Here is a 22,055-nt window from a genome sequence, read left to right as displayed (position 1 = left end):
CGAGGAACGGAGCGCCCCATGATCCTCCCGAAGATCCGGGACCCCCGCTTCGTGACGATCCGCCGGGGCGGGACGCTCACCGACCCGGATCACCACCTCCTCGCCCTGTGGGCGGCGTCCTGCGCGGAGCACGTCCTCGACCTGTTCGAGTCGGTTCGACCCGAGGACCCGCGGCCGCGTCAGGCGATCGAGCACGCCCGCGCGTGGGTGCGCGGCGAGGTCACGATGACCCGGTCACGTGCGGCGGGCGGCCACGCGATGGGCGCGGCCAGGGACCTGCGCGGGGCGGCCCGCCACGCGGCGTACGCCGCGGGCCAGGCCGGAGCCGTCGCCCACGTGGCCGCGCACGAGCTCGGCGCGGCCGCCTATGCGATCAAGGCTGCACGTGCCGCAGCGCCGGAAGCCGATGCCGAGGCGGCGGGACGGCGGGAGTGCCGGTGGCAGCGCGACCAGCTACCGGAGGCGATCCGCGCCCTCGTCCTCGACGACCAGCGCCTCCGCAACGACATCTGCTGGTCGGCCTTCGACTGCTGAACACGCCCCTCCGGGCCGCGCGGCCCTGATGTCCCGGGCAGTACCTAGCCGTTGGGCCGCAACAGCACGCGGTCGCGGCCCACGTCGAAGCCGATGAGCGGGCGGCTGCGCTCCTCGGCACCCTCGGAAACCAGCACCGCCGACCTGCGCAGCCTGCGCCCGAGCGCACCGAGGAACCCGCTCAGCACGTCCACGCGTTCCTGTCCCTGGAGCTGGCAGATGTCCACGTCGAAGTCGACCTCGGCCGCGGAGAGCGCGCAGAAGATCACCAGCACGTCCGGGTGCGGCCAGACCCGCAGCCTCGCCCGGTCGGTGCCGACGGGCCGGTCGAAGAGGGCCTCTACCGGGGGCAGCGGAAGCGGTTCTCCTTCGGTCACGGAGTACTCACAGCGCCAGCCGTTCTCGGCGACGAGGTCCAGGACTGCCTGCCAGTCCTCGGGACCGGTCCCTTCGACCCATCCCTCGATGATGCAGCTCCCCTCCTGCCCGAAGAGGCTGTTCACTTCGTCCCACGGCAGCTCGACCATGGGGGCATGATCGCCCGGTCCGCGCCCGTGCCGCACCCGATTTCCCGCCCGCCGACTGCGGTGCGTGGACCGCGGACGGACCGCGGACGGGCAGCGCTCACGCCGAGTCGCGGACCACCAGCTCCGGGTCGAAGAGCACCGCCGCCGGGTCCGCCGGGGCCGTGCCGGCCACCCGGTCCAGGAGGAGGCGGACCATGTCCGCCGCCATCTCCTCCACCGGCTGGCGGACCGTCGTCAGGCGGGGCCTGGCCGCCACCGCCGCGCCGGAGTCGTCGAAGCCGACCACCGCCACGTCCTCCGGGATCCGGCGGCCGTGTTCGCGCAGCACCAGGCAGGCGCCCTGGGCCATCAGGTCGTTCGCCGCGAACACCCCGTCCAGGTCGGGGTGTTCGGCCAGGAGCGCGCGCATCGCCTGCTCGCCGCCGTCCAGCGTGAAGTCCGCCTCGGCCACCCGTACCGCCGTTCCCGCCAGCTCCTCCCGGAAGCCCGCCACCCGGTCCCGGCTCGCCGGGACGTCCGCCGGGCCGCCGATCGCGGCCAGCCGCCGGCAGCCCCGGGCGAGGAGGTGCCGCGCGGCCAGCGCGCCGCCCTCGCGGTGGCGCAGGTCGACCCAGTCCAGCGGAACCCCGGGCGCCGGGCGGGCGAAGAGCACCGCGGGCAGGCCGGCGCGCGCGAGCATCCCGGGCAGCGGGTCACGGCCGTCGGTGGTGACGAGCAGCGCTCCGTCCGCACCGCCCTGGGTGAGGTACGCGACCACCTGCGCGCGGTCCGCCTCCCCGTCGGCGAACAGCAGCACCGGGTGCACTCCGCGCGGGCGCAGGGCCCGTACGACCCCGCTCACCACCCGGCCGAAGAAGGGGTCCTGGAACACCCGGCCGGTGTCCGCTCCCGCGCCCGAGACCACCAGCGCCACCGCACCCGAGCGCCGGGTCACCAGCGAGCGGGCCGCGCGGTTCGGTACGTACCCGGTCGCTGCGACGGCCCGCTGGACCGCCTGCTGGATGGCGGGGTCCACGTTCCGGACCCCGTTCACCACGCGGGACACGGTGGCCCGGGACACCCCGGCAGCCCGCGCCACGTCCTCCAGGGTCGGGGCCGTACCGGTGCCCGCACCCGTGCCGGTTCCGGTGGCGGCCGTGCTCACTGCGTCCATGTCGGCACTGTAGCCGCCCGCCCTCAGCACCTGATCGTCCCCCGGAGCGGGCCGGGGACTCAGGCGGTGCGGCGGACGTGGATCGGGTGGGCCGCCTGGAAGGTCAGGCGGCCGTCCGCTCCGTCCGCGATCCGGGCGAGCAGTGAGTCGAGTTCGAGGTAGGCCTCCCAGCGCTCGGTTCCGGGCGGGGAGGCCCGTACCAGGTGGTCGATGAGCAGGTCCTCCAGGCCGGTGACCCGCTTGCCCTTCCACACCTTGTCGGCAGTGCTGACCAGCAGCTCCTCGAGGCTCACCGCGGGGTCCTCCCAGGCGCCGTGGGTAGCGGCGAAGCGGGCCCGTTCCGGGGTGAAGCCGTGCGCGAGGAGAAGCTCCCGTCCTGCCGGCTCGTGCGCCGAACCGGGGCCTTCGAGTTCGGCGGTGTCGGGGCGTCGAGCGCTCGGGCGAGCGGGGCGGATTCGGGCATCCGACCAGACTGGCCCGGGGTCGATCCCGGCCGCCTGCGACCACCCCCGCCTCACTCGTACTCCGTGCCCCCCTTGCGCGTCAGGTACGCCGGGCTGACCGCCTTCGCTATGGCCCGGCCTCCGAGCAGGGCGCTGTAGCGTTCCGTCGCCGGGCGGATGACGACACCCTCGCGCAGGTGGACGGCCCGGCCGGACACGGTCTCCCGGCCGCTCGCCCACTCCAGGACCTTGTCGAGTTCGTACGATCCTTGGAACAGGCGGGGCACCAGAGGGAGTTCGGACTCCTCGAGGACCTCCGCCGGGTCCAGCCAGCACACCTGGCCGTCGATCTCTGCCGAGACGTCGAAGACGGCGTACCCGGGCGGCGCGTCGACCGTGCTTCGTACGTGGGTTCCGTACGCCAGGTCCTGGACACCCTTGCCGTACACCTCGCCGAAGATCCCGACCCGGGTCGCCCCGAGCCGTTCCGCCAGCCGGGCCGCGGCCTCGGCCACTCCGTGGCCGCGTACGGCCCGCCAGTAGAGGTTGCGCTCGTCCTCACGGAGGGCCAGACCCCGGGATCCGAAGCCCTTCGACGAGACCAGGACGCGGCCGTCCTCTGCGAGATAGGTCAACAGGCAGGCGGTGCCGTGCAGTTTCTCCGTGAGGACGACCGGCTCCCCGGGCTCGAAGATGTCCGGGTAGCGCTGGAGGTTCTCGATGTCCACCCACGGGAGCAGCTCGGGGGCTGCCTCCACGTCGCCGCTCATGGTCGTCGGGACGGGCGGGACCCACTTGACGACGCCGAGCAGCCCGGCGAAGTCCGTGCCCTCCTCGGCCGCCCGTGCGAGGTCCACGCCGTCCAGGGCGCGCGGCAGGCAGACGAGCCCCTGGGAGAGTTCGCCGCGCAGCCGAACGGCCTTGACGCGGTCGGCGGTGGAGCCGGCCAGGCGGCCGGTCAGTCCGAGTTCCTCGATCAACTCGGTCGGCAGGACGGACTGTTCCGGGATGTACAGCGCGAAGTCTCCGGTCCGATAGGCACCTTTGGCCACGACCGCCCGGTAGAGGCCGACTTGCGCCAGTTCCAGCGCGTCGGCGTTCGGGTGCGGATGGACTACGAGCTCCTCGGCGGTGACCCGCAGGGTCGACATGACATTGCTCCTCGGTAGGACGGAATCGGACGGAGCCGCCGCGGGAACTCCGGCAGGAGCACCGGCGGACGCTCCGGTCGAGGCCCCGGCAGGGGCTCCGACAGCACTCTGCGGTACGCCATTTCCGCTGGTCCACCACATATCCCGGTGTTAGCCTGCGGCGATCCCAGGTGTGGGCACGACACGGGGTAACGCGTCACACAGGAGGCTCATATGTCACGTCGTCCGGTCACCATCGTCACCGGGGGCAGTCGCGGAATCGGCGCCGCCACGTGTGTCCGGCTCGCCGCCGACGGGCACGATCTCGTCCTCGGCTACCTCCACGACGATGCCGCCGCCAAGGCCACGGCCGATCGGGTGCGGGCGGCCGGCGCCCGGTGTGTGACCGTGCGCGGCGACACCTCCGAGGAGTGCGGCGTGGAGCGGCTCTTCGACATCGCCGGAGCCGAGTTCGGTGCCGTGACCGGGCTGGTCAACAACGCCGGAGTGACCGGCACTCCGGGCCGGCTCGCCGACATCCGGACCGAGGACCTGCGCCGCGTGCTCGACGTGAACCTCCTCGGGTACCTGCTCTGCTGCCGCCGGGCCGCCCGGGACATGGCCGAGTCGGGCGGCGGAGCGATCGTCAACGTCTCCTCCGCGGCCGCCACCCTGGGCAGTCCCGGCCGCTACGTCCACTACGCCGCGACGAAGGCCGCCACCGACACCCTGACCCTGGGCCTCTCCAAGGAGCTGGGCCCGGACGGGATCCGGGTCAACGCCGTGGCCCCCGGCATCATCGACACCGACATGCACGCCGCCATGGGCGACCCCGACCGCCCGGCGCTCGCGGCCGCCGAGATCCCGCTCGGGCGGGCCGGCCAGCCTGTGGAGGTCGCCGCGGCCATCGCCTGGCTGCTGTCCGCGGACGCCGCGTACACGACCGGTACGATCCTGCGCGTCGCCGGCGGGCGCTGACGGGCCGAGCGGCGAGCAGCTAACCCTAGGCGCGGGGAAGCCAGTCGGCGGTGTCCACCACTTCGCGCGCGATGTCGACCACGGCCCGTCCGTCGGTCGCCACGCGCACGGTGTCCGGAGGCGTCCGCTCATCCAGGACCCGCGCCTTGCGGGCGCTGCTCGCCAGCTCGTGCTCCAGCTCCGAGCCCAGCTCCCGAGCGGTCAGCCACTCGCGCACGGTGGCGTCGGAGGCGGTGAGCACGACCCGCACGATCCTGACGTCCGCCCCCATGGCCCGCTGGAACATGCCCTCGTTCTCGGCCAGAACGCTCACGGTGTGCGTGTAGATCAGGCGGCGGTACCCGAGCTCCGCGTAGTTCGACCAGAGCGCCGTCAGATTGCGCTCGGCTATCTTCCTGCGGCCGGGGTCTCCCTCCGGAGCCGGATGGGCCTGCCCCATGAAATCGCCTTCGATGACGCAGTGGGCGACCATCGCGGCACGCAGACGCGCCGAAACCTCCCACCCCACGGTCGTCTTGCCGACGCCCGCCCGCCCTCCGATGAGCAACACCTCTGCTTGTTTGACCATGACCGCACCCTGCCACCGAGGACTCGAAGCGCGCGAACGCGCCGTGGTCAGCCTTCGATTCCGAAGGCCGCGCGGGTTGCCGGACCGTAGACGCCCAGCGGGTCGCCCTTGATGCTCCTGTTCTGCTGGAGCTGGGTGACGCCGCGCCGGGTCTGCTCGTCGTAGACGCCGGTGAGGGAGACGTACGTGAACCCCTGCGCGTGGAGCCGTTCCTGCAGGGCGCGCACCTCGGCCCCGCGGTCCCCCGGGCCCAGGGTTCCGCCGCCGGGGGTCGGGCGGGTACCCGTCGGGCCGGTGGGCTTCGGGTCCCGGCTCGTGCTCGGCGACGGACCGGAAGAGGGCCGTCCCGTGGCCGGCGGAGCCGTCGCGGACGGGGCTACGGACGCGGGCGGGCTCAGGGACTCCCCGGCCGGCGCGGTCTCCTCGCCCGCCCCCGGGCTGCGCGCGGGGAGGACCGGCACGGACAGGTTCGGCGGGACCACGGCGCGCGGCGGGTCCCGGTCGGGGCCGCGCAGGAGGAACGCGAGGGCCCCGGCCGCCCCGAGGGCGAGGAGGGCCAGTCCCACGAGCGGGAGCCGGCTGCCCTGCCGGTCGACAGCCGGAGCCGATGAAGCCGCCGCAGCCGATGAAGCCGCCGAGGGTGCGGTCCGCTCCGCGGGCGCGGGCTCCTCGGCGGCCGCCCCGAAGCGCGTCGGTACGAGGATCCGCCCGGACTCCTCGGGCCAGGCGGGCGCGGAGGAGCTGTGCGGCGGGCCCGAGGGGGCCACGTAGGGGCGTACGAGCAAGCGATCGTCGTCGGGCACGATCCCACTCTCATAGGGGTCAGGGGACACGGTTGTCTCGCGGCGGGTACGGGGGACGGCGCGGCGGTGCGGTGTCGGCCCCCGTACCCGGCCGGTCAGGTCCTGCGCCGCCGGGCGACCAGGACCGTCCCGGCGCCGGCGGCCGGAACACGGCCACCGCCGATCGCCGGGGGCGCGGACATGCCCGCGCCGAAACCGCCGACGGCTGCCGAAGCCAGAGGAGAGCGGGCGGACATGGGCATGTGAGGGATCTCCGAGGTGGTGCTCGTGCGGTGGCGCCGGACGTCCGGATGCGCGGACGCGATCGGTCCGGTTGACGGTGTTCGACCGGCGCACTCTTTCCCCAGGAGATGCCCCAGGTCAAGCCGGATGTCCGATCCACCCCATCCGCCCCGTCTGGGCATGACCACTTCACCGGGACCGTCCCGTCGGGATCGGTCCCCCTGCCGGGCCGGTGGAGGTCGACCGTCCGGATTGCGGACGGTCAACTCCTGCTCCAGGGTCTACCGTCGGCCCAGACTCCGGGACCTACCGCTGGCTCCTCCGGGACCTGCCGCCGGCCTGACGCCGCGCTATCGCCGGTCGGCCGGTGAGGCGTCGCGGGCCTCGGCGAGGCCTCCGGCATCGGTGGCACCGGGCGCGGAGGCCTCGCCCCCGCCGGTGACGGCCCGCGTGGCCGTGCGGGACGTCGAGGTGACCCGGACGGTGACGGCGGCCAGGGCCATGAGGGCGGCTCCGGCCCAGGGGGCCGCGGGGACCGAGATCCCGTCGACGGCGAGACCGCCCGCCAGCGCACCCGCGGCGATGGCCAGGTTGAACATCGCCACCATGAGCGAGGAGGCGGCCTCCGCATCGTCCGGCGCGGCCTTGATCATCCAGCTCTGGAGACTGACCGAGACCCCGCCGTACACGAGCCCCCAGGCCAGCAACAGCACCGTCCCCGCGACCGCTCCCGGCACCGTGGCGAGCAGCGCCAGGATCACGGCGAGACAGGCCCCGACCGTGAACAGCGTGCGGTACGGGTCGCGCGCCCCCGCCAGGAAGTTGCCGGCCACGCCGGCCACCCCGTAGCCGAGGAGGAGGGTGCTCACGTAGGCGGCGTCGACACCGGACACGTCCTGCAGGATGGGCCGTACGAACGTGTACGCGGCGAACTGCCCCGTCACCAGCAGGAAGGTGACGGCCACCCCGGCCCGGACCGCGCGGTTGCGCCGGAGCAGGGACGGGAGCTGGGCGAAGGTGATGGTCCGGGTCGGCGGCAGCGGAGGGAGCAGCAGGAGCAGCGCGGCCAGGGTGAGGAGTCCGAGCCCGCCCACGGCCGCGAAGGCGAAGCGCCAGCCGCCGAGTTCACCGAGCAGGGTCCCGGCCGGGACGCCGAGCACCGAGGCCGTGGGGACTCCGCCGAAGACGAGCGCGGTGGCCCGGCCGACGTGGTGGGCCGGGACGAGGCGGACGGCGAGGCCGCCGGCTATGGCCCAGAACCCGCCGACGCTGACCCCGACGAGCAGCCGGGCGGCCAGCAGCACCCCGAAGCCCGGCGCGAGGGCCGCGACCAGGTTGGCGACGGCCATCAGGGCGATCAGCACGACCAGTACCCACCGCCGGTCGAGCCGGCCGGCGCCCACGGTGACCAGCGGCGCGCAGAATCCGGCGATCAGCCCGGGCACGGTGACCATCAGCCCGGCGGTGCCGTCGGACACACCGAGATCGGCGCCCACGGGGGTGAGCAGGCCGACGGGCAGCAGCTCGGAGGTGATGAGGCAGAAGATCCCGAGCGCCACCGCCCCTACGGCCCCCCATCCCCGCCACCCGGCGGCGGCCTCGTCCGGAGCGTGAGCGACCGGGACCGCGACCGCCTCGTCCGTCGCGGAGGCGGGCCCAGCGGGCGGTCCCGACGGTCCCGACGGTCCCGACGGTCCCGACGGGGGCACCGGACCAGGGGCGGAGGAAGGAACGGAAACGGAAGCGGGAGCGGGAGCGGGAGCGGGGACGGAAGCAGGGGCCGAGGCAGGTGCGGGAACAGGGCTCGGCGGGTGCTTCGGCTCCGGGGACTGCGGTTCGTTGCCGGGCGCGGGGGCTGCGGTCATGGGGCGGGACTCCATACGGGGCAGGCGGGGAGGGCAGGCGGGCGGCCCACCGGAGCGTTCCCACCACTCGGGCGGGGCCGGTCCGGGGAACCGGCACGGCGGTGCGGAGTACCGGAGGTCGCGCCTCCCCCGGCATCCGCACTGTCGTTCCCATCCGAACCTTGTCCGGATTTCTCCGCCAGGTCCACCCCCGTCCACGTGCGCGTGCTCCCGGGCCGGTGAACCTCCCGACACGGCAGAAACGATCACAGTGAGCTCACCGAACCGTTTCAGCAGCCCCCACAGCGCCCTTCCCGGCCCACTCGGCCGTCCCCGCCCCACCCCCGCGCACGAGTACGGGAACCGGCCCGCCCGCCCGTGCGGCATGGTGGTGCGATGCAGTTACGCCGGGTCCTGCCCCTCTCCCTCGTCGCCCTCCTCGCGAGCGCCAGCTGCGTGTCCGTCGGCGGCCCGGGGGTGTCCGACGTGCCCGCACGCGGCCCCGTACCGCCCGCCGGTGCGCCGGATCTGACCGGGCCGGCCGGCGCGTCCCCCGCGGCCGGTGCGGCCGGGCTCCCCGCCGAGGCGCTGCCCCTCGGCGCACTCCCGGCGGGCGCCGACGCCGACCGCGACGGAACCGACCGGACCGGCGCCGGCCGGGCCGCCGGGCACGCACCCGCCCGGCGTGCCGCCGAGGCCCCGCGCCCGGCGGCCGAACGACGCACGAAACCGGCGGCGCCGCGCCGCGCGCACCCGCCCAAGAAGGCCGCCGCCCGTCCCGACCGCCCCGCACGCAACCCCGTACCTCCGCTGCCCCGTACGGACGAGCTGTGCGCGGCCGCGGAAGGGTCCCTGCCGCCTTCCATCGTGGATCTCTGCATCCGCCAAGCCGGCCGCTGACCTGGCCCGATGGCCTGGCCCGATGGCCGTACATGCCGCATATTCTGGGGCGCGCTTGACTCTCACACCGTGTCAGGGCCTGCACTGGAAGGCGTCATGTTCACCATCGGAGACTTCGCCAAGCACGGCCGGGTATCGGTCCGCATGCTGCGTCACTACGACGCCCTCGGACTGCTGCACCCGGCCCGTGTCGACCCCGCCAGCGGCTACCGCTACTACGAGGCCGGGCAGCTCGCCCGCCTCAACCGTGTCATCGCGCTCAAAGAGCTCGGCTTCAGCCTGGAACAGGTGGGGTCGATACTCGACGAGCTGGTGAGCGCGGAGGAGCTGCGCGGCATGCTGCGGCTGCGGCAGGCGGAACTGGAATCGGCCATGGCCGCTGCGGCGGCCCGGCTGACCCAGGTCGAGACGAGGCTCCGGATCATCGAGAACGAGGGAACCATGTCTTCCATCGACATCGTCGTGAAGAGCCTTCCGCCCGTCCGCCTCGCCGAGTTGAGCGGGGTCGCGGCCAGCTACGACGGGCAGGACATCGGCCCGGTCATCGGCCCGCTCTACGACGAGCTGCTGAGCCGTGTCGAGGCCGCCGGCGTCACGCTGACGGCCCCGGGCGTGGCGTACTACGAGGACGCCGGTGACGCGTCCCGTCCCGGTGCCGTCCTGGTCCACGCAGGGGTGGCGGTGGCGCCGGGCGTCCGGGCCGAGGACCTCGGAGGCGACGTACGCATCGTCGTGCTGCCCGCCGTCGAGCGGGCGGCGACGGTCGTGCACCGGGGTTCGATGGACTCCGTCCTGCCGACCGCGCAGGCCCTGGCCCAGTGGATCGACGCGAACGGGGAGCGCTCCTGCGGCTACGCCCGCGAGGTGTCGCTGGCCTGCCCGGAGGACCGGAACCAGTGGGTCACCGAACTGCAGGAACCCCTCGGCGCCTGACGGCCCCGCCCCGGTTAGGCTCCGCTGATGCAACGCGTACTCGTGGTCGGCATCAGCGGAGCCGGCAAGTCCACCCTGGCCCGGGAGTTGGGACGGCTGCTCGCCCTGCCGTACCACGAGATGGACGAGCTGCACTTCTCCGGGCCGGGGTGGGCCGTCAGCCCGTCCTACGTCGCGGACCTGGCGCGGATCGGGGAGGGCGACCGGTGGATCCTCGACTCCCACGGGCCCGAGGCCGCGCGCGAGCTGCTGTGGCGGCGGGCCGACACCGTGGTGTGGCTGGACCAGCCGCGCCGTACCGTCATGCGCCGGGTCCTGGTGCGCTCGCTGCGCCGGAGCCTGCTGCGGGAGCGGCTGTTCGGCGGCAACCGGGAGCGGTGGCGGGAATGGCTGCTCGCCGACCACCCCGCGTGGTGGGCCTGGTCCCAGTACGGGGCACGGCGTGCGGAGATCGGCGGGCTGGCCGGCGACGCCCGGTTCGCCCCGCTGCGGGTGGTGCGGCTGCGCTCCCCGAAGGCCGCCGAGGCCTGGCTGCGGGCTCAGCGACCCGCCGGGCGGCCGCCCGTCACGTAGGCACGCCCCCGTACCGCGCCCCGCACGGCTCCGCGCCGGACCGTGCGCAGCCGGCGCATCGTGGCGTGCCCGCGGCGGCGCCACTCCGCCCGCGGCAGACCGGCGCGCTGGCCGCCGCCGGTGATCAGGGCGTTGACCGGCGCGTGCGGGTCCGCGGCGAGCCCCTTGGCCACCAGGACCCCGACCACGAGCGGGACCAGGGCCACGGCGAGCGCCGAGCCGGCGGTGGTCACGTGCTGCTGCATCCGCGGGCGGCTCGCGGCGGGCGCGGTGGCGGTGGCGGTGACGGTCTCGGAGGTCATGCCCCCATTCGATCAGCGGAAGCCGTTCCGGGAATCGGCCCGGATACTCAGGCCGTTGGGTGTGAGGTACTCAGAAGCGGACGCGACGAGACCGGACAGGGCAGGGCAGGACCTGCCGAGACAGACCGGATCGCAGGAGAGGACAGCCGTACGTGAACACACCCGGGCAGAGCTTCGAACCGGCGAGCGGCGACGGCCCCGCGCCCTCCGAAACGGGGCGGGCGGCGGAGCTCCGTACCGCATACGAGGGCCTGCTGCAGATCCGCCGACTCGTCAACGGCCCCTCCGGCGCCGGAGTTCCCGCCCCGTGGGAGCTCCGGCTGATGCCGCGCGCGGTGGCCCTCGTACTGGAGGCGTCGGGCATCCCGCCGTCGGCGCGGGATCCGCAGGACCCGGACGGGCCGCGCACCCGGACCGGGTACCGGGTGGGCACCGCCGCGTCCGGGGAGGGCCGCGTCGAGGTGACCTGGCTCGGCCCGCCGGGCGGCGGCGCGGCCGAGGAGGAGCAGGAACGCCTCACGGCCTGCGCAGCCGCCCTCAAACGTCTCGGCTGGGTCTGCCTGCTGTACCGCGGCCCCCGCCGCCGCCGCTTCCTTGAGGTCGAACCACCGCCCGCTCCCTGAGCCCACCACCGAAATCCGGTACCCGCGGGCCACACGGCCGGGGCACACTCGCCGGATGGGAATGCTCGACGTCCAGGCAGACCGCGTCCGCGCGGGCGCGACGGTGGAATTCCGGCCCACCGGCACGTCCATGGTCCCGCTCGTCCACAGCCGGCAACGCGTCCGCGTCGCCCCGACGGACCCCACGCTGCTGGAACCCGGCGACATCGTGCTGGCCCGGGTGTCCGGCACGGTCTACCTCCACCTCGTCACGGCCGTGGACCCCCCGCGCCGCCGGGTCCAGATCTCCAACAACCGGGGCCGCGTCAACGGCTGGACCGGCCACGACCGCGTCTTCGGCATCTGCCTCGCGGTGGACGACGTACCCCGCCCCGGGGCGGCGGCCAAGGCCCGCACGGCACCGGACACGACAGGCCCGGCCTGACTCGGACAAGCAGAACTGCCCCCGGGGGCGTGACCTGCGGGAGGTCTAGGTCTAGGTCTCGGGCTCCGGACCAGCCCTCAAGTACCGACCCCAGATCTGGGCCTTGCGATAGGGGCCGTCCCCGGCGCTGTCGTACTGCGGCGCGTCGAAGGTGACCCAGTACAGCAACTCACCCTCGAATGCCCGGGCGTGCTCGTTGGGTTCCGGTGCGCCCATCGCGTCGACCGTTCCAGCAAACTCGGCCTGCCAAGGACCGTCCCAGTCCTGGTCACGAACGACCGTGACCCGGCTCCCGGCCCCCGTGCACCCGTCGGCCATGTCCGACCCAAGGGACGACCGAGGATCTGCCCTACCACCTGGCGGTCGTCTACCTCCGCAGGAAAGGGGCGGCCGGAACTTTCTGTCATGCCGCCCACTCTGCCCGCGCCACGTCAGGACTTCCAGAAGATAAAGGACAAGCCACGTACCTGTCCCGGAACATCAGCCGACGGGGTCCGGGTCCATCCATGTAGCGTCGGGCGTCGGGGGGATGAGATGAACTTCGACGAAAACGAACCTCAAGCCGTTTGCGAGCAGCGCTTCGCGGCAGAACGGGCCGAACGCAGAGCGGCACGCAAGGCTGCGTCGCTCGACCTGCGGGCAGCCCACCTCGGCGCGGTCATCGTGACCGTCACCCTGATCCTCCTCGGCTGGTACGGCAAGCCGATCGCCCTGGGCATCGTCAGCGGAGTCTTTCTTCTCTGGTTCGCCGCGGCCCTCGCGTGGGCCCACGCAGACGGGGACCAAGGTCGACACGCACTCCAGCGCGCGTACAACATCACCTTCGGATGGGGCGACGGATTCTGAGCACCAAGCCCAAAGCGGAGGGGGCACTTCGACGAGCGATGCCACCCCGATGCGGAGCGGTCCGCAGTACGCCGATGAGCTGACGACCGACGTGGTGTGCGCTTCCCCCGATACCTACCGAGGAGGAACGCCGGGTGCGAGCGGAGGTGCGGCTGGATCGCCTCCGGGGCGCGCCGCCGCCCCCCACCCTGCGGACGTATCACCTCGTCGGCGGCACCATCCTTCGGAACGACACCCACGACTCGTCCGGCACCAGCCGCTGTGGAACGACCCTAAGCCGTCTGCCCTTCGGTGCGCCGTCCCTTCGGCTGGGGCTCGGTGATTCGGTGCAGGGTGTTGTGGATCGCTTCGGCCAGGCGTTCGTCCTCGCGCATCTCCTCGTCGTGGTCGCCGAGGTACATCGGGATGCGGACGCTCTGGTCCGCCGCCGCCCGTAGGGCGGGCAGGGTCGGTGCTGCGGCGGGGCCCAGGGTGGCCAGGGCTCGGCAGACGTACGGGCCGAAGCCTTCGCGCGCCACGTGGTCCAGGAGGGCGTCGAGCGGCGGTCCCGTCGGGGCGTCCCCGGTGTGCAGCCACAAGGTGGCGAGGAGTCGCGGGTGCGTGCGCTCCGCGTCGGCGGCGTTCTCGCGGAGCCGGGCCACGTGGTGGGGGTCCAGGCCGCCGTGGTCTGCCAGCCACTCCAGGATCCGGGCCGCCAGGGCGATATCGCGTGGCCGGTCCCCCAGTCCGGCGAGGGTCTCCTCCGCCCGGCGGCGGTCTCCGGAGATCTGGATCCGGGCCATGGCGGTGTGCCCGGCGCGGGTGCCGGGACCGTTCTCGGGGATCGCGTCGAGGAGGGGCAGGGCGGGGGCCGCCGCCGGGCCGATGGCTCCGAGCGCGGCGATCAGGTTGCCCGCCAGGCGGCGCTCCCGTTGGTTGCGCGGGCCGCCGGTCGGCTGCCCGGTCGGCAGCTCCGTGAGGATCCGGACCAGCTCGGGCACGGCGGGGGCCGCGGCCGCTCCGCACGCGCTCAGAACGGCGAGCGCCCGTCCCGCTTCCTCGGGTCCGGGCAGGTCCAGGGCCGCCACGGCCGCCGCCACGAGCGGGGCGAGGTCCGCGCCGGGTGCACCGGCCATGCCCCTGGCGGCTTCCGCGGACTGCCACCCGGACGATCCCGCGCGGACGATCCGGCAGAGCTCCGGGAGGGCCCGTACGTCTCCGATCCGGGCGAGCGCCAACGTGGCCGCCTCCGCCCGGTCGGCGCCGGGCTCCGCCAGTTCCTCCCGGCACAGCCGGGTGGCCTCCAGCGAGGCACCGAGCACGCGTGCGGCCGCGGGCCCCGCCGAGGGGTCCGCCAGCAGCGGCCGCAGGTGCGGTACGAGGGCCGCCGGGGCGGCCCGCCAGTGGTGCATCGCCTCCGCCGCCAGGTCCACGGCCGCGCCCCGGGCCGCCTCCGTCGGCCGCGCCGCGAGCCGGGCGACCCACGTGTAGCAGGTGCTCTCGTCCACGGAGCTGCGCGCCTTCATCCCCCACACGGTGCCGATCCGCCAGGTCACCCGGCTGCCGGGGCCGCCGATCCGCGTCCCGGCGGCGTCGAGGTCCTCGAGGACGGCTTCGCCCTCGGGAGCCGGGGTGGCGCGCAGTCTGACCGCGGGATCGGCGTCGGTGCGCAGCCGCTCCGCGAGGCCGTCGCCGTCCCGTACGAGCAGGGCCTCGGCCAGCGCGAGGCGGGCCACCGGGTCCGGTGCGCCGGGATGGTCCACCGGGGCGGTCAGGAGCTGCTCGGCCCCTGCCCGGTCCGCCTCGGCGAACAGCCAGGCGGCCGCCCGCCGCACGGGCGGGTCGGGGTCGTCCAGCAGGGGCAGCGCGGTCCGGGCCGCGGCCGTACGGTCCTCGGCGCCGGATGCCAGATCGGCGAGCAGCCGGAGCACCCACAGCCGTACGTCGCCCCGCGCGCCGGACGCGAGGGAGGCGAGCCGCCTCGCCTCGGGGCCGTCGCCGTCACGGCGTACGGCGGCGAAGACCGCGGAGCGGGCCGCCCCGTAGGCATCGCCGGTACGGTCCTGCCCGGCCTCGTCCAGCCAGGCGTCCACACAGTCGGCCGGGCCCTCGGGACCCGGCGGTCGGGGGATCAAAGCCCCGGGCGCAGAACGCCCTTTCGTGTCGTCATGCCGTGGATCTTCGCCGGGCCACCGGCCGGGCGCAACCGGTTTCCCACCCGCTCTCGCCGGTTCCCGGCTGTTCTTGGGTGCTCTCACCTGTAGCGCCCGGCCAGTTCGGCCACCGTGTCCGCGAGGGCCCGGCGCAGCTCCGGCGGTCCGAGGACCTCGGCCTCCGCGCCGAGGCGGAGCAGGTCGCCGACGGCCACGGAACCGGACTCGACGGCGAGTTCCACGCCCACCCAGCCTTCCGCGTCCGGCGGTCCCGCGGTGGCGAGGGCGCGGACGCCCGCCGCCCCGAACCACATCGGCAGCAGGCGCCGGGCGCGCGGGGAGAGCCGTACGGAGGCGGTCTGACGGCGCGTGGCCGCCTCCAGGCGGCGGGCGGACTCCTCCCAGTACGCGGCGAGTTCGAACCCCTCGGGGCGTTCGAACCGCTCGCCCGGGGTGTCCACGGCGAGGAACCTCCCCACCCGGTAGGTCCGCACGGCGCCCTCGGTGTTCCCGGGGGCGGCCGGGAGCCCCCCGGCCCCGGCTTCACCGGCCTCCGCCTCCGCGGCCCGGGCGACCAGGTACCAGATGCCGCCTTTGAGGACGAGTCCGAGCGGCCACAGCGCCCGGTGGACGGCTCCGCTCCAGCGGCGGTAGTGGGTCTTCAGGATCCGCTGCTCCCACACCGCCTCGGCGATCTGCGCGAGGTGCGGTACGGGATCGGCGTCCCGGAACCAGGCCGGCGCGTCGAGGTGGAAGCGCTGCTGGATCCGGCGGGCCCGGACGGCGAGTTCGGCGGGGAGGGCGGCCTCGAGTTTCAGCTGCGCGGCGGTGAGGTCCGCGCCGAGGCCGAGGTCCCGGGCGGGGCCGGGGGCGCCGGCGAGGAACAGGGAGCCGGCCTGGACGTCGGTGAGGCCGGTGAGCCGGGTCCGGTAACCGTCGACGAGCCGGAATCCGCCGGCCGGCCCACGGTCCGCGTGGACGGGGATGCCGGAGGCGCCGAGCGCCTCGACGTCCCGGTACACGGTGCGGACGGAGACCTCCAGTTCGGCGGCGAGCTCGGGGGCGGTCATCCGGCCGCGGTTCTGGAGCAGCAGGAGGAGGGAGAGGAGCCGGTCGGCGCGCATGCGGTCATTGTCCGGCATACCTGACAGGAGATGTCAGGTACGCGGACCAGGCTGTGCACAGACGGGCCGACAGCCCGCCGAACACCGAACACCGAACACCAAACCCGCCTGCACCAGGAGGCCCCCGTGTCCACGCCCACCCCCACGCCCACCCTCACGCCCAACGGTTTCACCTTCAAGGACTGGGAGGAGCACCCGGTCGGCCCGGAAGGCGTCTTCCCCCGCCTGGCCCGTGCCACGGTCACCAACGCCTTCACCGGCGCCCTCACCGCCCCCGCGACCACCTGCGCCTACACCGTGGCCTACACGGGGGACAGCACCGGCACCTTCACCGGCATGGAGCTGGTCACCGGCACCGTCGACGGCCGCGAAGGCGCCTTCGTCCTGGAGGAACGCGGCACCTTCGACGCCACCGGCACCCACTGCAGCTTCACCGTGGTCCCCGGCTCGGGCACCGGCGGCCTGACCGGTCTCGGCGGCTCCGGCTCCTTCGCCCACCGCTACGGCGACACCTCGGTGGAGTACGCCTTCGACTACGCGTTCACGGCCGCGGCTCAGTCGGCGTAGCTCAGTCCGCGTAGCGCAGCAGGCGCAGCGCGTTGGCGACGACCACGAGGGTGGAACCCTCGTGGACCAGGACCGCCGGGCCGATGCCGAGGCCCAGGGCGGTGGCCGGGACGAGCACCGCGACGATGCCGAGGCTCAGCCAGAGGTTCTGGCGGATGATGCGGCTCGCGCGGCGGCTGAGGCCGGTGATGAAGGGGAGCCGGCGCAGGTCGTCGGACATCAGCGCGATGTCCGCCGTCTCCAGCGCCACGGCCGAGCCGGCCGCGCCCATCGCCACGCCGACGGTGGCGCCGGCCATGGCCGGGGCGTCGTTCACGCCGTCGCCGATCATCGCCGTACGGGCCGTGCGGCGCAGCCGGGTCACCTCGGCGACCTTGCCCTCGGGCAGCAGGCCGCCCCGGACCTCGTCCATGCCGACCGCGCGGCCCACCGCGTCGGCCACCCGCTGGTCGTCGCCGGACAGCATCACGGTCCGCTGCACGCCGAGCCCGCGCAGGGCGGCCACCGCTGCGGCGGCCTCGGGGCGCGGGGCGTCCATCAGGCCGAGCGTGCCGAGCCAGCGGTCGCCCCGGCGGACCAGCATGGTGGTGCGGCCGGTCCGGGCGAGTTCCTCCGTACGGGCGCGGAGCCGGGCCGGTACGGGCGGGCCCGCGAGGGTGTCGGCGTAGGCGAGGCTGCCGATGTGGACGTCCTCCCCGTCGAGCTCGGCGACGATCCCGAGACCGACGAGGGCACGCAGGTTCCTGGCCTCGGACGGGGCTGCTTCGGAGACTGCGGCCGCGGAAACGGCGGCCGCCTGCACGAGTCCCGCGCCGTCGCGGACCACGGCCTGTGCGAGGGGATGGTCGCTCAGGCGCTGCGCGGCGACGGCGGTGCGCAGCAGCTCCTCGCGCCCGGCGGCGTGGACGGGCTCGATCTCGGTGAGGCGGGGCCGGCCCTCGGTCAGGGTGCCGGTCTTGTCGAAGGCGATGGTCCGCAGCCGGCCGAACTCCTCCAGCGGCGCCCCGCCCTTGACCAGGACTCCCCCGCGCGCCGCCCGGCCCACGGCGCTGAGCACGGCGGCCGGGGTGGCGATGGCCAGGGCGCAGGGGCTGGCGGCGACGAGGACGGCCATGGCCCGGTAGAAGGTGTCGGCGAAGGGCTCGCCGGTGAGCGCCCCGGCGGCGAGCAGCACGGCGACGAGTACGAGGACGCCCGGTACGAAGAACTTCGTGAACCGCTCGGTGAACCGCTGGGTCGGCGAGGTGCGCTCCTCGGCGTCCTGGACCAGCTTGACGACCCTGGCCAGGGTGTTTTCCCCGGCGAGGCGGGTGACGGCGATGTCGAGGGCGCCGGATCCGTTGACCGTGCCGGCGTAGACGCGGCTCTCCGGACCGGCCGCGCCCGGGTCGGCGAGGGCGGCGGCCCGGTCGGCGACGGGGACCTTGTCCGCGGGGACGCTCTCGCCGGTGATGGGCGACTGGTCGACGCTGCCGGTGCCGGCGGCGACGAAGCCGTCGGCCGGCACCCGGGTGTGGGGGCGGACGACGACGGTGTCCCCCACGGCCAGCTCCTCGACCGGGACCTCCACCGGCGCCCCCGCGCCCCGGCGCACCAGGGCGGTACGCGGGGCCAGAGCGCCGAGCGCCTCGATGGAGCGGCGGGCCCGGCCCATGGCGTAGCCCTCCAGGGCGTGGCCGAGGCTGAACAGGACGAGCAGGACGGCGCCCTCCTCCCAGCGCCCGATCGCGGCGGCGCCGGCCGCGGCGACGAGCATGAGGAAGTCGACCTGGAAGCGGCCGCCGCGTACGGCGAGGAGGGCCTCGCGGAGGGTGAAGAACCCGCCGAAGGCGTACGCCGCGATGAACAGGGCCTGCGGTACGGGGCCTCCGTGGCCGGTGAGCTGGAGGGTCAGGCCCGTGAGGTAGACGGTGAGGGCGAGCAGGGCGCTGACCAGCTCCGCGCGCTCGCCCAGGAATGCGTGGCGGTGGGTGGTCACACCACCGTCCGTCGTCGCGTTCTCGGCTTCGGTCATGACATCAACATATCAGCATGTTGAAATATATGAACCTGGAGACGTCCTGATCTGCCGATCTGCTGATCTGCTGATGTCTTGATGTACTGATCTAAAGTGACCGGCATGCAACCGGAACCGCTCACCGAACCGGACGCCGCCGCCGTGGCCGAGGTCCTGCAGGGCCTGGCCTCCCCGGCCCGGATCCGCATCCTCGCCCGCCTGCTGCACGCCCCCTGCTCGGTCGGCGAGCTGGCCGAGGCACTCGACCTCGGCCAGCCCACCGTCTCGAACCATCTGCGGCTCCTGCGCCACCTCGACCTGGTGACCGGCCGCCGCGACGGGCGCAGCGTGATCTACGAACTCCACGACGCGCACGTCGCCGCCCTGCTCCGGCAGATCCTGGCGCACGTCCACCACGCCGGCCGGGACTAGGGGGCCTTGGAACCGCTCCGGGAAACCGCGACGGCGGCCGGGCGCACCATCCGCACCGGCCGCCGCACGTAGGACCCGGTCCTGCTACGGCGCGCCGAAGGTGAGCGACAGCTTCGGGCCGCCCTCGTTGGCCGCGGCCTCCGAGGACCACAGCCACAGGGCGTCCGTACCGGCGCTGCTCAGCGCCAGGCTGTACGCGCTGCCGAGCGCTCCGGCGACGGTGGCCTTGTCCAGGCCGGTCGTCTGGACGGCCGAGCCGTCCGGGACGCCCGCGAAGCTGCCGAGCGCCGGGCTGCCGAGCGCCGGGCGGTTGGCGTACGTGGTCCCGGCCTCCGTCCAGGAGCCGGTGACCGGGAGCACGGACACCGTGTCCGTCGTACCGGCGCCGGCCATCGTGCTGGTCTTCACGCTCAGCGTGGCCGACTTGAGCACCGTGCCGGCGGGTGCCGCGGGCAGGTTGAACCGCAGGTAGCTCGCGTAGAACGAGGTTCCGCGGACCGCGAGCGAGCCGGAGGTCCCGTAATTGGTGCTCGGGGCGCCCGCGTTGGCGTACGTGTCCTCCGCGGCCTGGACCTCGACGACCGAGTCGGCCGGGGCGGAGGCCAGGGTGTGGTGGTTCTGCACCTGGGCCGCGCTCAGGACCGTCGGGTAGACGGCGGTCTCGTCCAGCCGGCCCGCCCAGTACTCGCTGACCGGACGGTCCGGCCAGCCGCCGAGGCTGTCGCCGCCCACGTGCCAGTAACCGGCGAAGTTCTCGTGCGCGGTGAAGCCCAGCGTGCCCTTCTGGGCGCCGTCCACGTACAGGGTCATGCCGCCCGGACCCTGGGTCGCGACGACGTGGTGCCACTGGTTGTCGTTGTACGCGGCTGCGGTCGTGACGGTGTGGGTCCCGCCGCTGTAGACGCCGTAGACGAGCCGGCCGTCATTGGTCATGTAGATGTGCTTGTCGTACTGACTGCTGCCGCGGGCCTGGTTGTTGCCGAACCCGATGAGCTTGCCGCCCGTGGTGGTGTTCGTCTTGAACCAGGTCTCGATGCTGTAGGTGGAGCCGACGTTCTGGCGCTTGTCCCCGTAGACCTGGGTGTCCGTGCCGTTGAAGCCGACGGCCGTGCTCGCGCCCGTGACCGCACCGGGCGTCTGGCGCAGGGCGGGGGCGTTCAGGTGCACACCGCTCTGGTTGCCGTCCGAGGAGTCCGCGACGAAGGGCAGGGCCGACTCGTCATAGCGCCAGAACAGCTGGGCGCCGTCCGTGCGGACCGCGCTGGGGTACGCGTCGGCCGAGGCCGGCACCGTCACGCTCGCCGTCGCCGACAGGGCGCTGGCGTTGCCGGCCGCATCGGTGGCGGTCACCCGGTAGGTGTAGGACTGCCCCGCGGTGACGGTGGTGTCGGTCCAGGAGGCCTGCGGGCGGCGGAAGAACAGCGAGTCCGCCTCGACCGTGGCGATCGGCGTGGCCGAACCGTTGCGGTGGACCTTGTACGTGAGCCTGCTGTCGTCCAGGTCGAGGCTGGTGCGCCAGCGCACCTGCACCTCACCGGGCTTGAAGCTCACGGCGCTCGCCACCGGGACGCTGGGCGCGCCCGTGTCCCCGGTGGAGGCGAAGCGCGTCAGGCTCTGCTGCGCCGCACCGTTGACGGTGGTGAACTCGCCGCCGACCCAGAGGTACTGGACTCCGCCCTTGGAACCGACCGCCATCGCGCGCGGGCCGATGCCCTCGCCGATGCCGTCGTTGGTGTCGGGAGCCCAGCCCAGCTTGCCGGTCGCGGTGGTCGGCTGCGCGAGCAGGTGGTGGCGCTGGCCGTCCGGGAACTCGCCGATGCCGGAGCAGTCGTGCGCGTGCGAGGCGCTGTAGAGCACGTCCTGGTACGGGAGCACGGCCTGGGTCGCCCCGAGGCAGGTGTCGCGCCAGCGCTGGCCGAAGTCGCTCAGGTCCAGGGCGATCCGGCCGTCGAAGACGCCTCCGCCCGTTCCCTCGTTGGCGGTGTAGAAGCCGGTCGCGTCGGTGGCGATGTCCTTGACCACCGAGTTGGTCTCGATGAACCCCGGGTAGGCCTTGGTGACGGCGCCGCTCGTCGCGTCGACGACGGCGAGGGCGTGGCTGTTCGTACCGCCCACGGTGAAGAAGTCACCGCCGAGGACCACGTGCGAGCCGTCCGGGGTGACCTCGACGGCGCGGCCCGGCTCGTCGGCGTTCGCGGTGAACGGCTTCAGCGTGCCGTCGGCCGCGTCCACGGCGGCGAACCGTTCGCGGGGCTGGCCCGCGACGGTGAGGAAGTCGCCGCCCGCGTACACGGTGTCGCCGGTGACGGCGAGGGCCCGGACGGTGGCCGCGAAGGCGGGCCGGAAGTCGGTCTTCACGGTGCAGGTCGCCACGTCGATGGCGGCGATGCTGGACACCGCGGTGCCGTTGACGGCGCCGAAGTAGCCGCCGGCGTACAGCGTCGACTTGTCCGGCGAGAGGACGAGCGCGCGGACGGTGGCGGTACCGGAACCCACGGTGAAGGACAGCTTGCAGGAGGTCGGGGCGCCCGTCGCGGCGTCGAGCGTCGCGAAGTTCACCGCCTCCTGCACGGTTCCGGCGGCGCCGTCCGGCGGACGCACCGCCGAGAAGGTGCCGCCGACGAAGACCTGGTCGCCCGCTTCGGCGAGGGCCCAGACGACACCGTTGACCTGCCAGGTGGGCAGTTCGTCGGCGGTGAAGGCCACCGGCGGCGTGATGGCCGCGGCCTCCTCGACGAGGCCGAGGCCCATGGCCGTGCAGGTGCCGGCCAGGGCCAGGGTGAGAGCGGCTGCCAGCCCTCTGGATCTACGCATGAACCCCCCAGTTCGATATGGAATGCGGAATGACGGCCCGGGATGACGGACCGGAATGACGGACCGTGAAAAACGGAATGGCCGGAAGCTATCGTACGGACGTCCACGGCCGTGCCCACGGGCACCCGGAAGGAACCCCGGCCCCTTTCACCGCACTTGACCCATCGGATGCCATATCGCACCGGCC

At 74.0% G+C, this 22,055-nt stretch carries 24 protein-coding genes; 10 read left to right on the top strand and 14 right to left on the bottom strand.

What is annotated here, in order from left to right; all coding sequences use genetic code 11:
• The first annotated feature begins 18 nt into the window (after nucleotides 1–18).
• Nucleotides 19–534, top strand: a complete 516-nt coding sequence (locus tag OG898_RS27985) for a putative immunity protein (protein WP_266959989.1) — start codon at nucleotides 19–21, stop codon at nucleotides 532–534.
• A gap of 44 nt (nucleotides 535–578) precedes the next feature.
• On the opposite strand, the gene OG898_RS27980 is transcribed toward OG898_RS27985, so the two are convergent.
• The 4 genes from OG898_RS27980 to OG898_RS27965 form a co-directional block, all read right to left on the bottom strand.
• On the bottom strand, nucleotides 579–1,061 hold the full coding sequence (locus tag OG898_RS27980; RefSeq protein ID WP_250739309.1) for a hypothetical protein: 483 nt from the start codon (nucleotides 1,059–1,061) through the stop codon (nucleotides 579–581).
• Nucleotides 1,062–1,158: 97 nt separating this feature from the next.
• Nucleotides 1,159–2,214, bottom strand: coding sequence for a LacI family DNA-binding transcriptional regulator (locus OG898_RS27975; protein WP_266959987.1), 1,056 nt, complete (start codon nucleotides 2,212–2,214; stop codon nucleotides 1,159–1,161).
• Between the two features lie 59 nt (nucleotides 2,215–2,273).
• Nucleotides 2,274–2,507, bottom strand: a complete 234-nt coding sequence (locus tag OG898_RS27970) for a hypothetical protein (protein ID WP_266959985.1) — start codon at nucleotides 2,505–2,507, stop codon at nucleotides 2,274–2,276.
• A 221-nt stretch (nucleotides 2,508–2,728) separates the two neighbouring features.
• Nucleotides 2,729–3,808, bottom strand: coding sequence for an RNA ligase (ATP) (locus OG898_RS27965; RefSeq protein ID WP_266959984.1), 1,080 nt, complete (start codon nucleotides 3,806–3,808; stop codon nucleotides 2,729–2,731).
• Nucleotides 3,809–4,021: 213 nt separating this feature from the next.
• Here OG898_RS27965 and OG898_RS27960 point away from each other — a divergent pair, with 213 nt between their 5' ends.
• Nucleotides 4,022–4,765, top strand: coding sequence for an SDR family NAD(P)-dependent oxidoreductase (locus tag OG898_RS27960; RefSeq protein WP_266959983.1), 744 nt, complete (start codon nucleotides 4,022–4,024; stop codon nucleotides 4,763–4,765).
• Between the two features lie 25 nt (nucleotides 4,766–4,790).
• Here OG898_RS27960 and OG898_RS27955 read toward each other — a convergent pair whose 3' ends face one another.
• From OG898_RS27955 to OG898_RS27940, 4 genes are all read right to left on the bottom strand, one after another.
• Entirely contained in the window at nucleotides 4,791–5,333 is a 543-nt protein-coding gene (locus OG898_RS27955) for an AAA family ATPase (RefSeq protein WP_266959981.1), read from the bottom strand.
• Between the two features lie 47 nt (nucleotides 5,334–5,380).
• A complete protein-coding gene (locus OG898_RS27950; protein WP_266959979.1) occupies nucleotides 5,381–6,136 on the bottom strand; it encodes a peptidoglycan-binding protein in 756 nt (251 codons plus the stop codon).
• A 95-nt stretch (nucleotides 6,137–6,231) separates the two neighbouring features.
• A complete protein-coding gene (locus tag OG898_RS27945; RefSeq protein WP_250739300.1) occupies nucleotides 6,232–6,378 on the bottom strand; it encodes a hypothetical protein in 147 nt (48 codons plus the stop codon).
• A 330-nt stretch (nucleotides 6,379–6,708) separates the two neighbouring features.
• A complete protein-coding gene (locus OG898_RS27940) occupies nucleotides 6,709–7,917 on the bottom strand; it encodes an MFS transporter (protein WP_250739299.1) in 1,209 nt (402 codons plus the stop codon).
• 681 nt (nucleotides 7,918–8,598) lie between these two features.
• On the opposite strand from OG898_RS27940, the gene OG898_RS27935 reads away from it, so the two are divergent.
• From OG898_RS27935 to OG898_RS27925, 3 genes are all read left to right on the top strand, one after another.
• Nucleotides 8,599–9,102, top strand: a complete 504-nt coding sequence (locus OG898_RS27935) for a hypothetical protein (RefSeq protein WP_266959977.1) — start codon at nucleotides 8,599–8,601, stop codon at nucleotides 9,100–9,102.
• A gap of 96 nt (nucleotides 9,103–9,198) precedes the next feature.
• Nucleotides 9,199–10,035 carry a MerR family transcriptional regulator gene (locus tag OG898_RS27930; protein WP_250739296.1) on the top strand — a complete coding sequence of 279 codons (837 nt, stop codon included), beginning with the start codon at nucleotides 9,199–9,201 and terminating at the stop codon, nucleotides 10,033–10,035.
• A 27-nt stretch (nucleotides 10,036–10,062) separates the two neighbouring features.
• Nucleotides 10,063–10,608, top strand: a complete 546-nt coding sequence (locus tag OG898_RS27925; RefSeq protein ID WP_250739294.1) for an adenylate kinase — start codon at nucleotides 10,063–10,065, stop codon at nucleotides 10,606–10,608.
• Here OG898_RS27925 and OG898_RS27920 read toward each other — a convergent pair.
• Nucleotides 10,575–10,910 (bottom strand): hypothetical protein, encoded by a 336-nt coding sequence (locus tag OG898_RS27920; RefSeq protein WP_266959975.1) that lies wholly within the window; start codon nucleotides 10,908–10,910, stop codon nucleotides 10,575–10,577. The genes OG898_RS27925 and OG898_RS27920 overlap by 34 nt on opposite strands.
• 152 nt (nucleotides 10,911–11,062) lie before the next feature.
• On the opposite strand from OG898_RS27920, the gene OG898_RS27915 reads away from it, so the two are divergent.
• Nucleotides 11,063–11,533, top strand: a complete 471-nt coding sequence (locus OG898_RS27915; RefSeq protein ID WP_266959973.1) for a hypothetical protein — start codon at nucleotides 11,063–11,065, stop codon at nucleotides 11,531–11,533.
• Nucleotides 11,534–11,588: 55 nt separating this feature from the next.
• Nucleotides 11,589–11,957, top strand: a complete 369-nt coding sequence (locus OG898_RS27910) for a S26 family signal peptidase (RefSeq protein ID WP_250739289.1) — start codon at nucleotides 11,589–11,591, stop codon at nucleotides 11,955–11,957.
• A 51-nt stretch (nucleotides 11,958–12,008) separates the two neighbouring features.
• On the opposite strand, the gene OG898_RS27905 is transcribed toward OG898_RS27910, so the two are convergent.
• On the bottom strand, nucleotides 12,009–12,173 hold the full coding sequence (locus OG898_RS27905) for a hypothetical protein (protein WP_266959970.1): 165 nt from the start codon (nucleotides 12,171–12,173) through the stop codon (nucleotides 12,009–12,011).
• 318 nt (nucleotides 12,174–12,491) lie between these two features.
• Between OG898_RS27905 and OG898_RS27900 the strand changes: the two genes are divergently transcribed.
• On the top strand, nucleotides 12,492–12,803 hold the full coding sequence (locus tag OG898_RS27900; RefSeq protein ID WP_266959968.1) for a hypothetical protein: 312 nt from the start codon (nucleotides 12,492–12,494) through the stop codon (nucleotides 12,801–12,803).
• 272 nt (nucleotides 12,804–13,075) lie between these two features.
• On the opposite strand, the gene OG898_RS27895 is transcribed toward OG898_RS27900, so the two are convergent.
• Together OG898_RS27895 and OG898_RS27890 are read right to left on the bottom strand one after the other, a co-directional pair.
• Entirely contained in the window at nucleotides 13,076–14,875 is a 1,800-nt protein-coding gene (locus tag OG898_RS27895; protein ID WP_266959966.1) for a hypothetical protein, read from the bottom strand.
• A 161-nt stretch (nucleotides 14,876–15,036) separates the two neighbouring features.
• Entirely contained in the window at nucleotides 15,037–16,059 is a 1,023-nt protein-coding gene (locus OG898_RS27890; protein WP_266960483.1) for a YafY family protein, read from the bottom strand.
• A gap of 126 nt (nucleotides 16,060–16,185) precedes the next feature.
• Between OG898_RS27890 and OG898_RS27885 the strand changes: the two genes are divergently transcribed.
• Entirely contained in the window at nucleotides 16,186–16,626 is a 441-nt protein-coding gene (locus OG898_RS27885; RefSeq protein ID WP_266959964.1) for a DUF3224 domain-containing protein, read from the top strand.
• Between the two features lies 1 nt (nucleotide 16,627).
• Here the strand turns inward: OG898_RS27885 and OG898_RS27880 are convergent, their stop codons facing one another.
• The gene (locus OG898_RS27880) at nucleotides 16,628–18,640 is read right to left on the bottom strand and encodes a heavy metal translocating P-type ATPase (RefSeq protein WP_266959962.1); all 2,013 of its coding nucleotides are present in this window, start codon (nucleotides 18,638–18,640) and stop codon (nucleotides 16,628–16,630) included.
• A gap of 105 nt (nucleotides 18,641–18,745) precedes the next feature.
• On the opposite strand from OG898_RS27880, the gene OG898_RS27875 reads away from it, so the two are divergent.
• Nucleotides 18,746–19,054, top strand: a complete 309-nt coding sequence (locus OG898_RS27875) for a helix-turn-helix transcriptional regulator (RefSeq protein WP_250739265.1) — start codon at nucleotides 18,746–18,748, stop codon at nucleotides 19,052–19,054.
• Between the two features lie 84 nt (nucleotides 19,055–19,138).
• Here the strand turns inward: OG898_RS27875 and OG898_RS27870 are convergent, their stop codons facing one another.
• A complete protein-coding gene (locus tag OG898_RS27870; protein ID WP_266959960.1) occupies nucleotides 19,139–21,868 on the bottom strand; it encodes a DNRLRE domain-containing protein in 2,730 nt (909 codons plus the stop codon).
• Nucleotides 21,869–22,055 lie beyond the last annotated feature (187 nt).

It is taken from the genome of Streptomyces sp. NBC_00193 (assembly GCF_026342735.1).
In the GTDB taxonomy this organism is placed as follows: Bacteria; Actinomycetota; Actinomycetes; order Streptomycetales; family Streptomycetaceae; genus Streptomyces; species Streptomyces stoeckheimensis.
The sequence above is the reverse complement of the archived record's forward strand: the minus strand, read 5'-3'. Positions and strand labels throughout refer to the sequence as shown.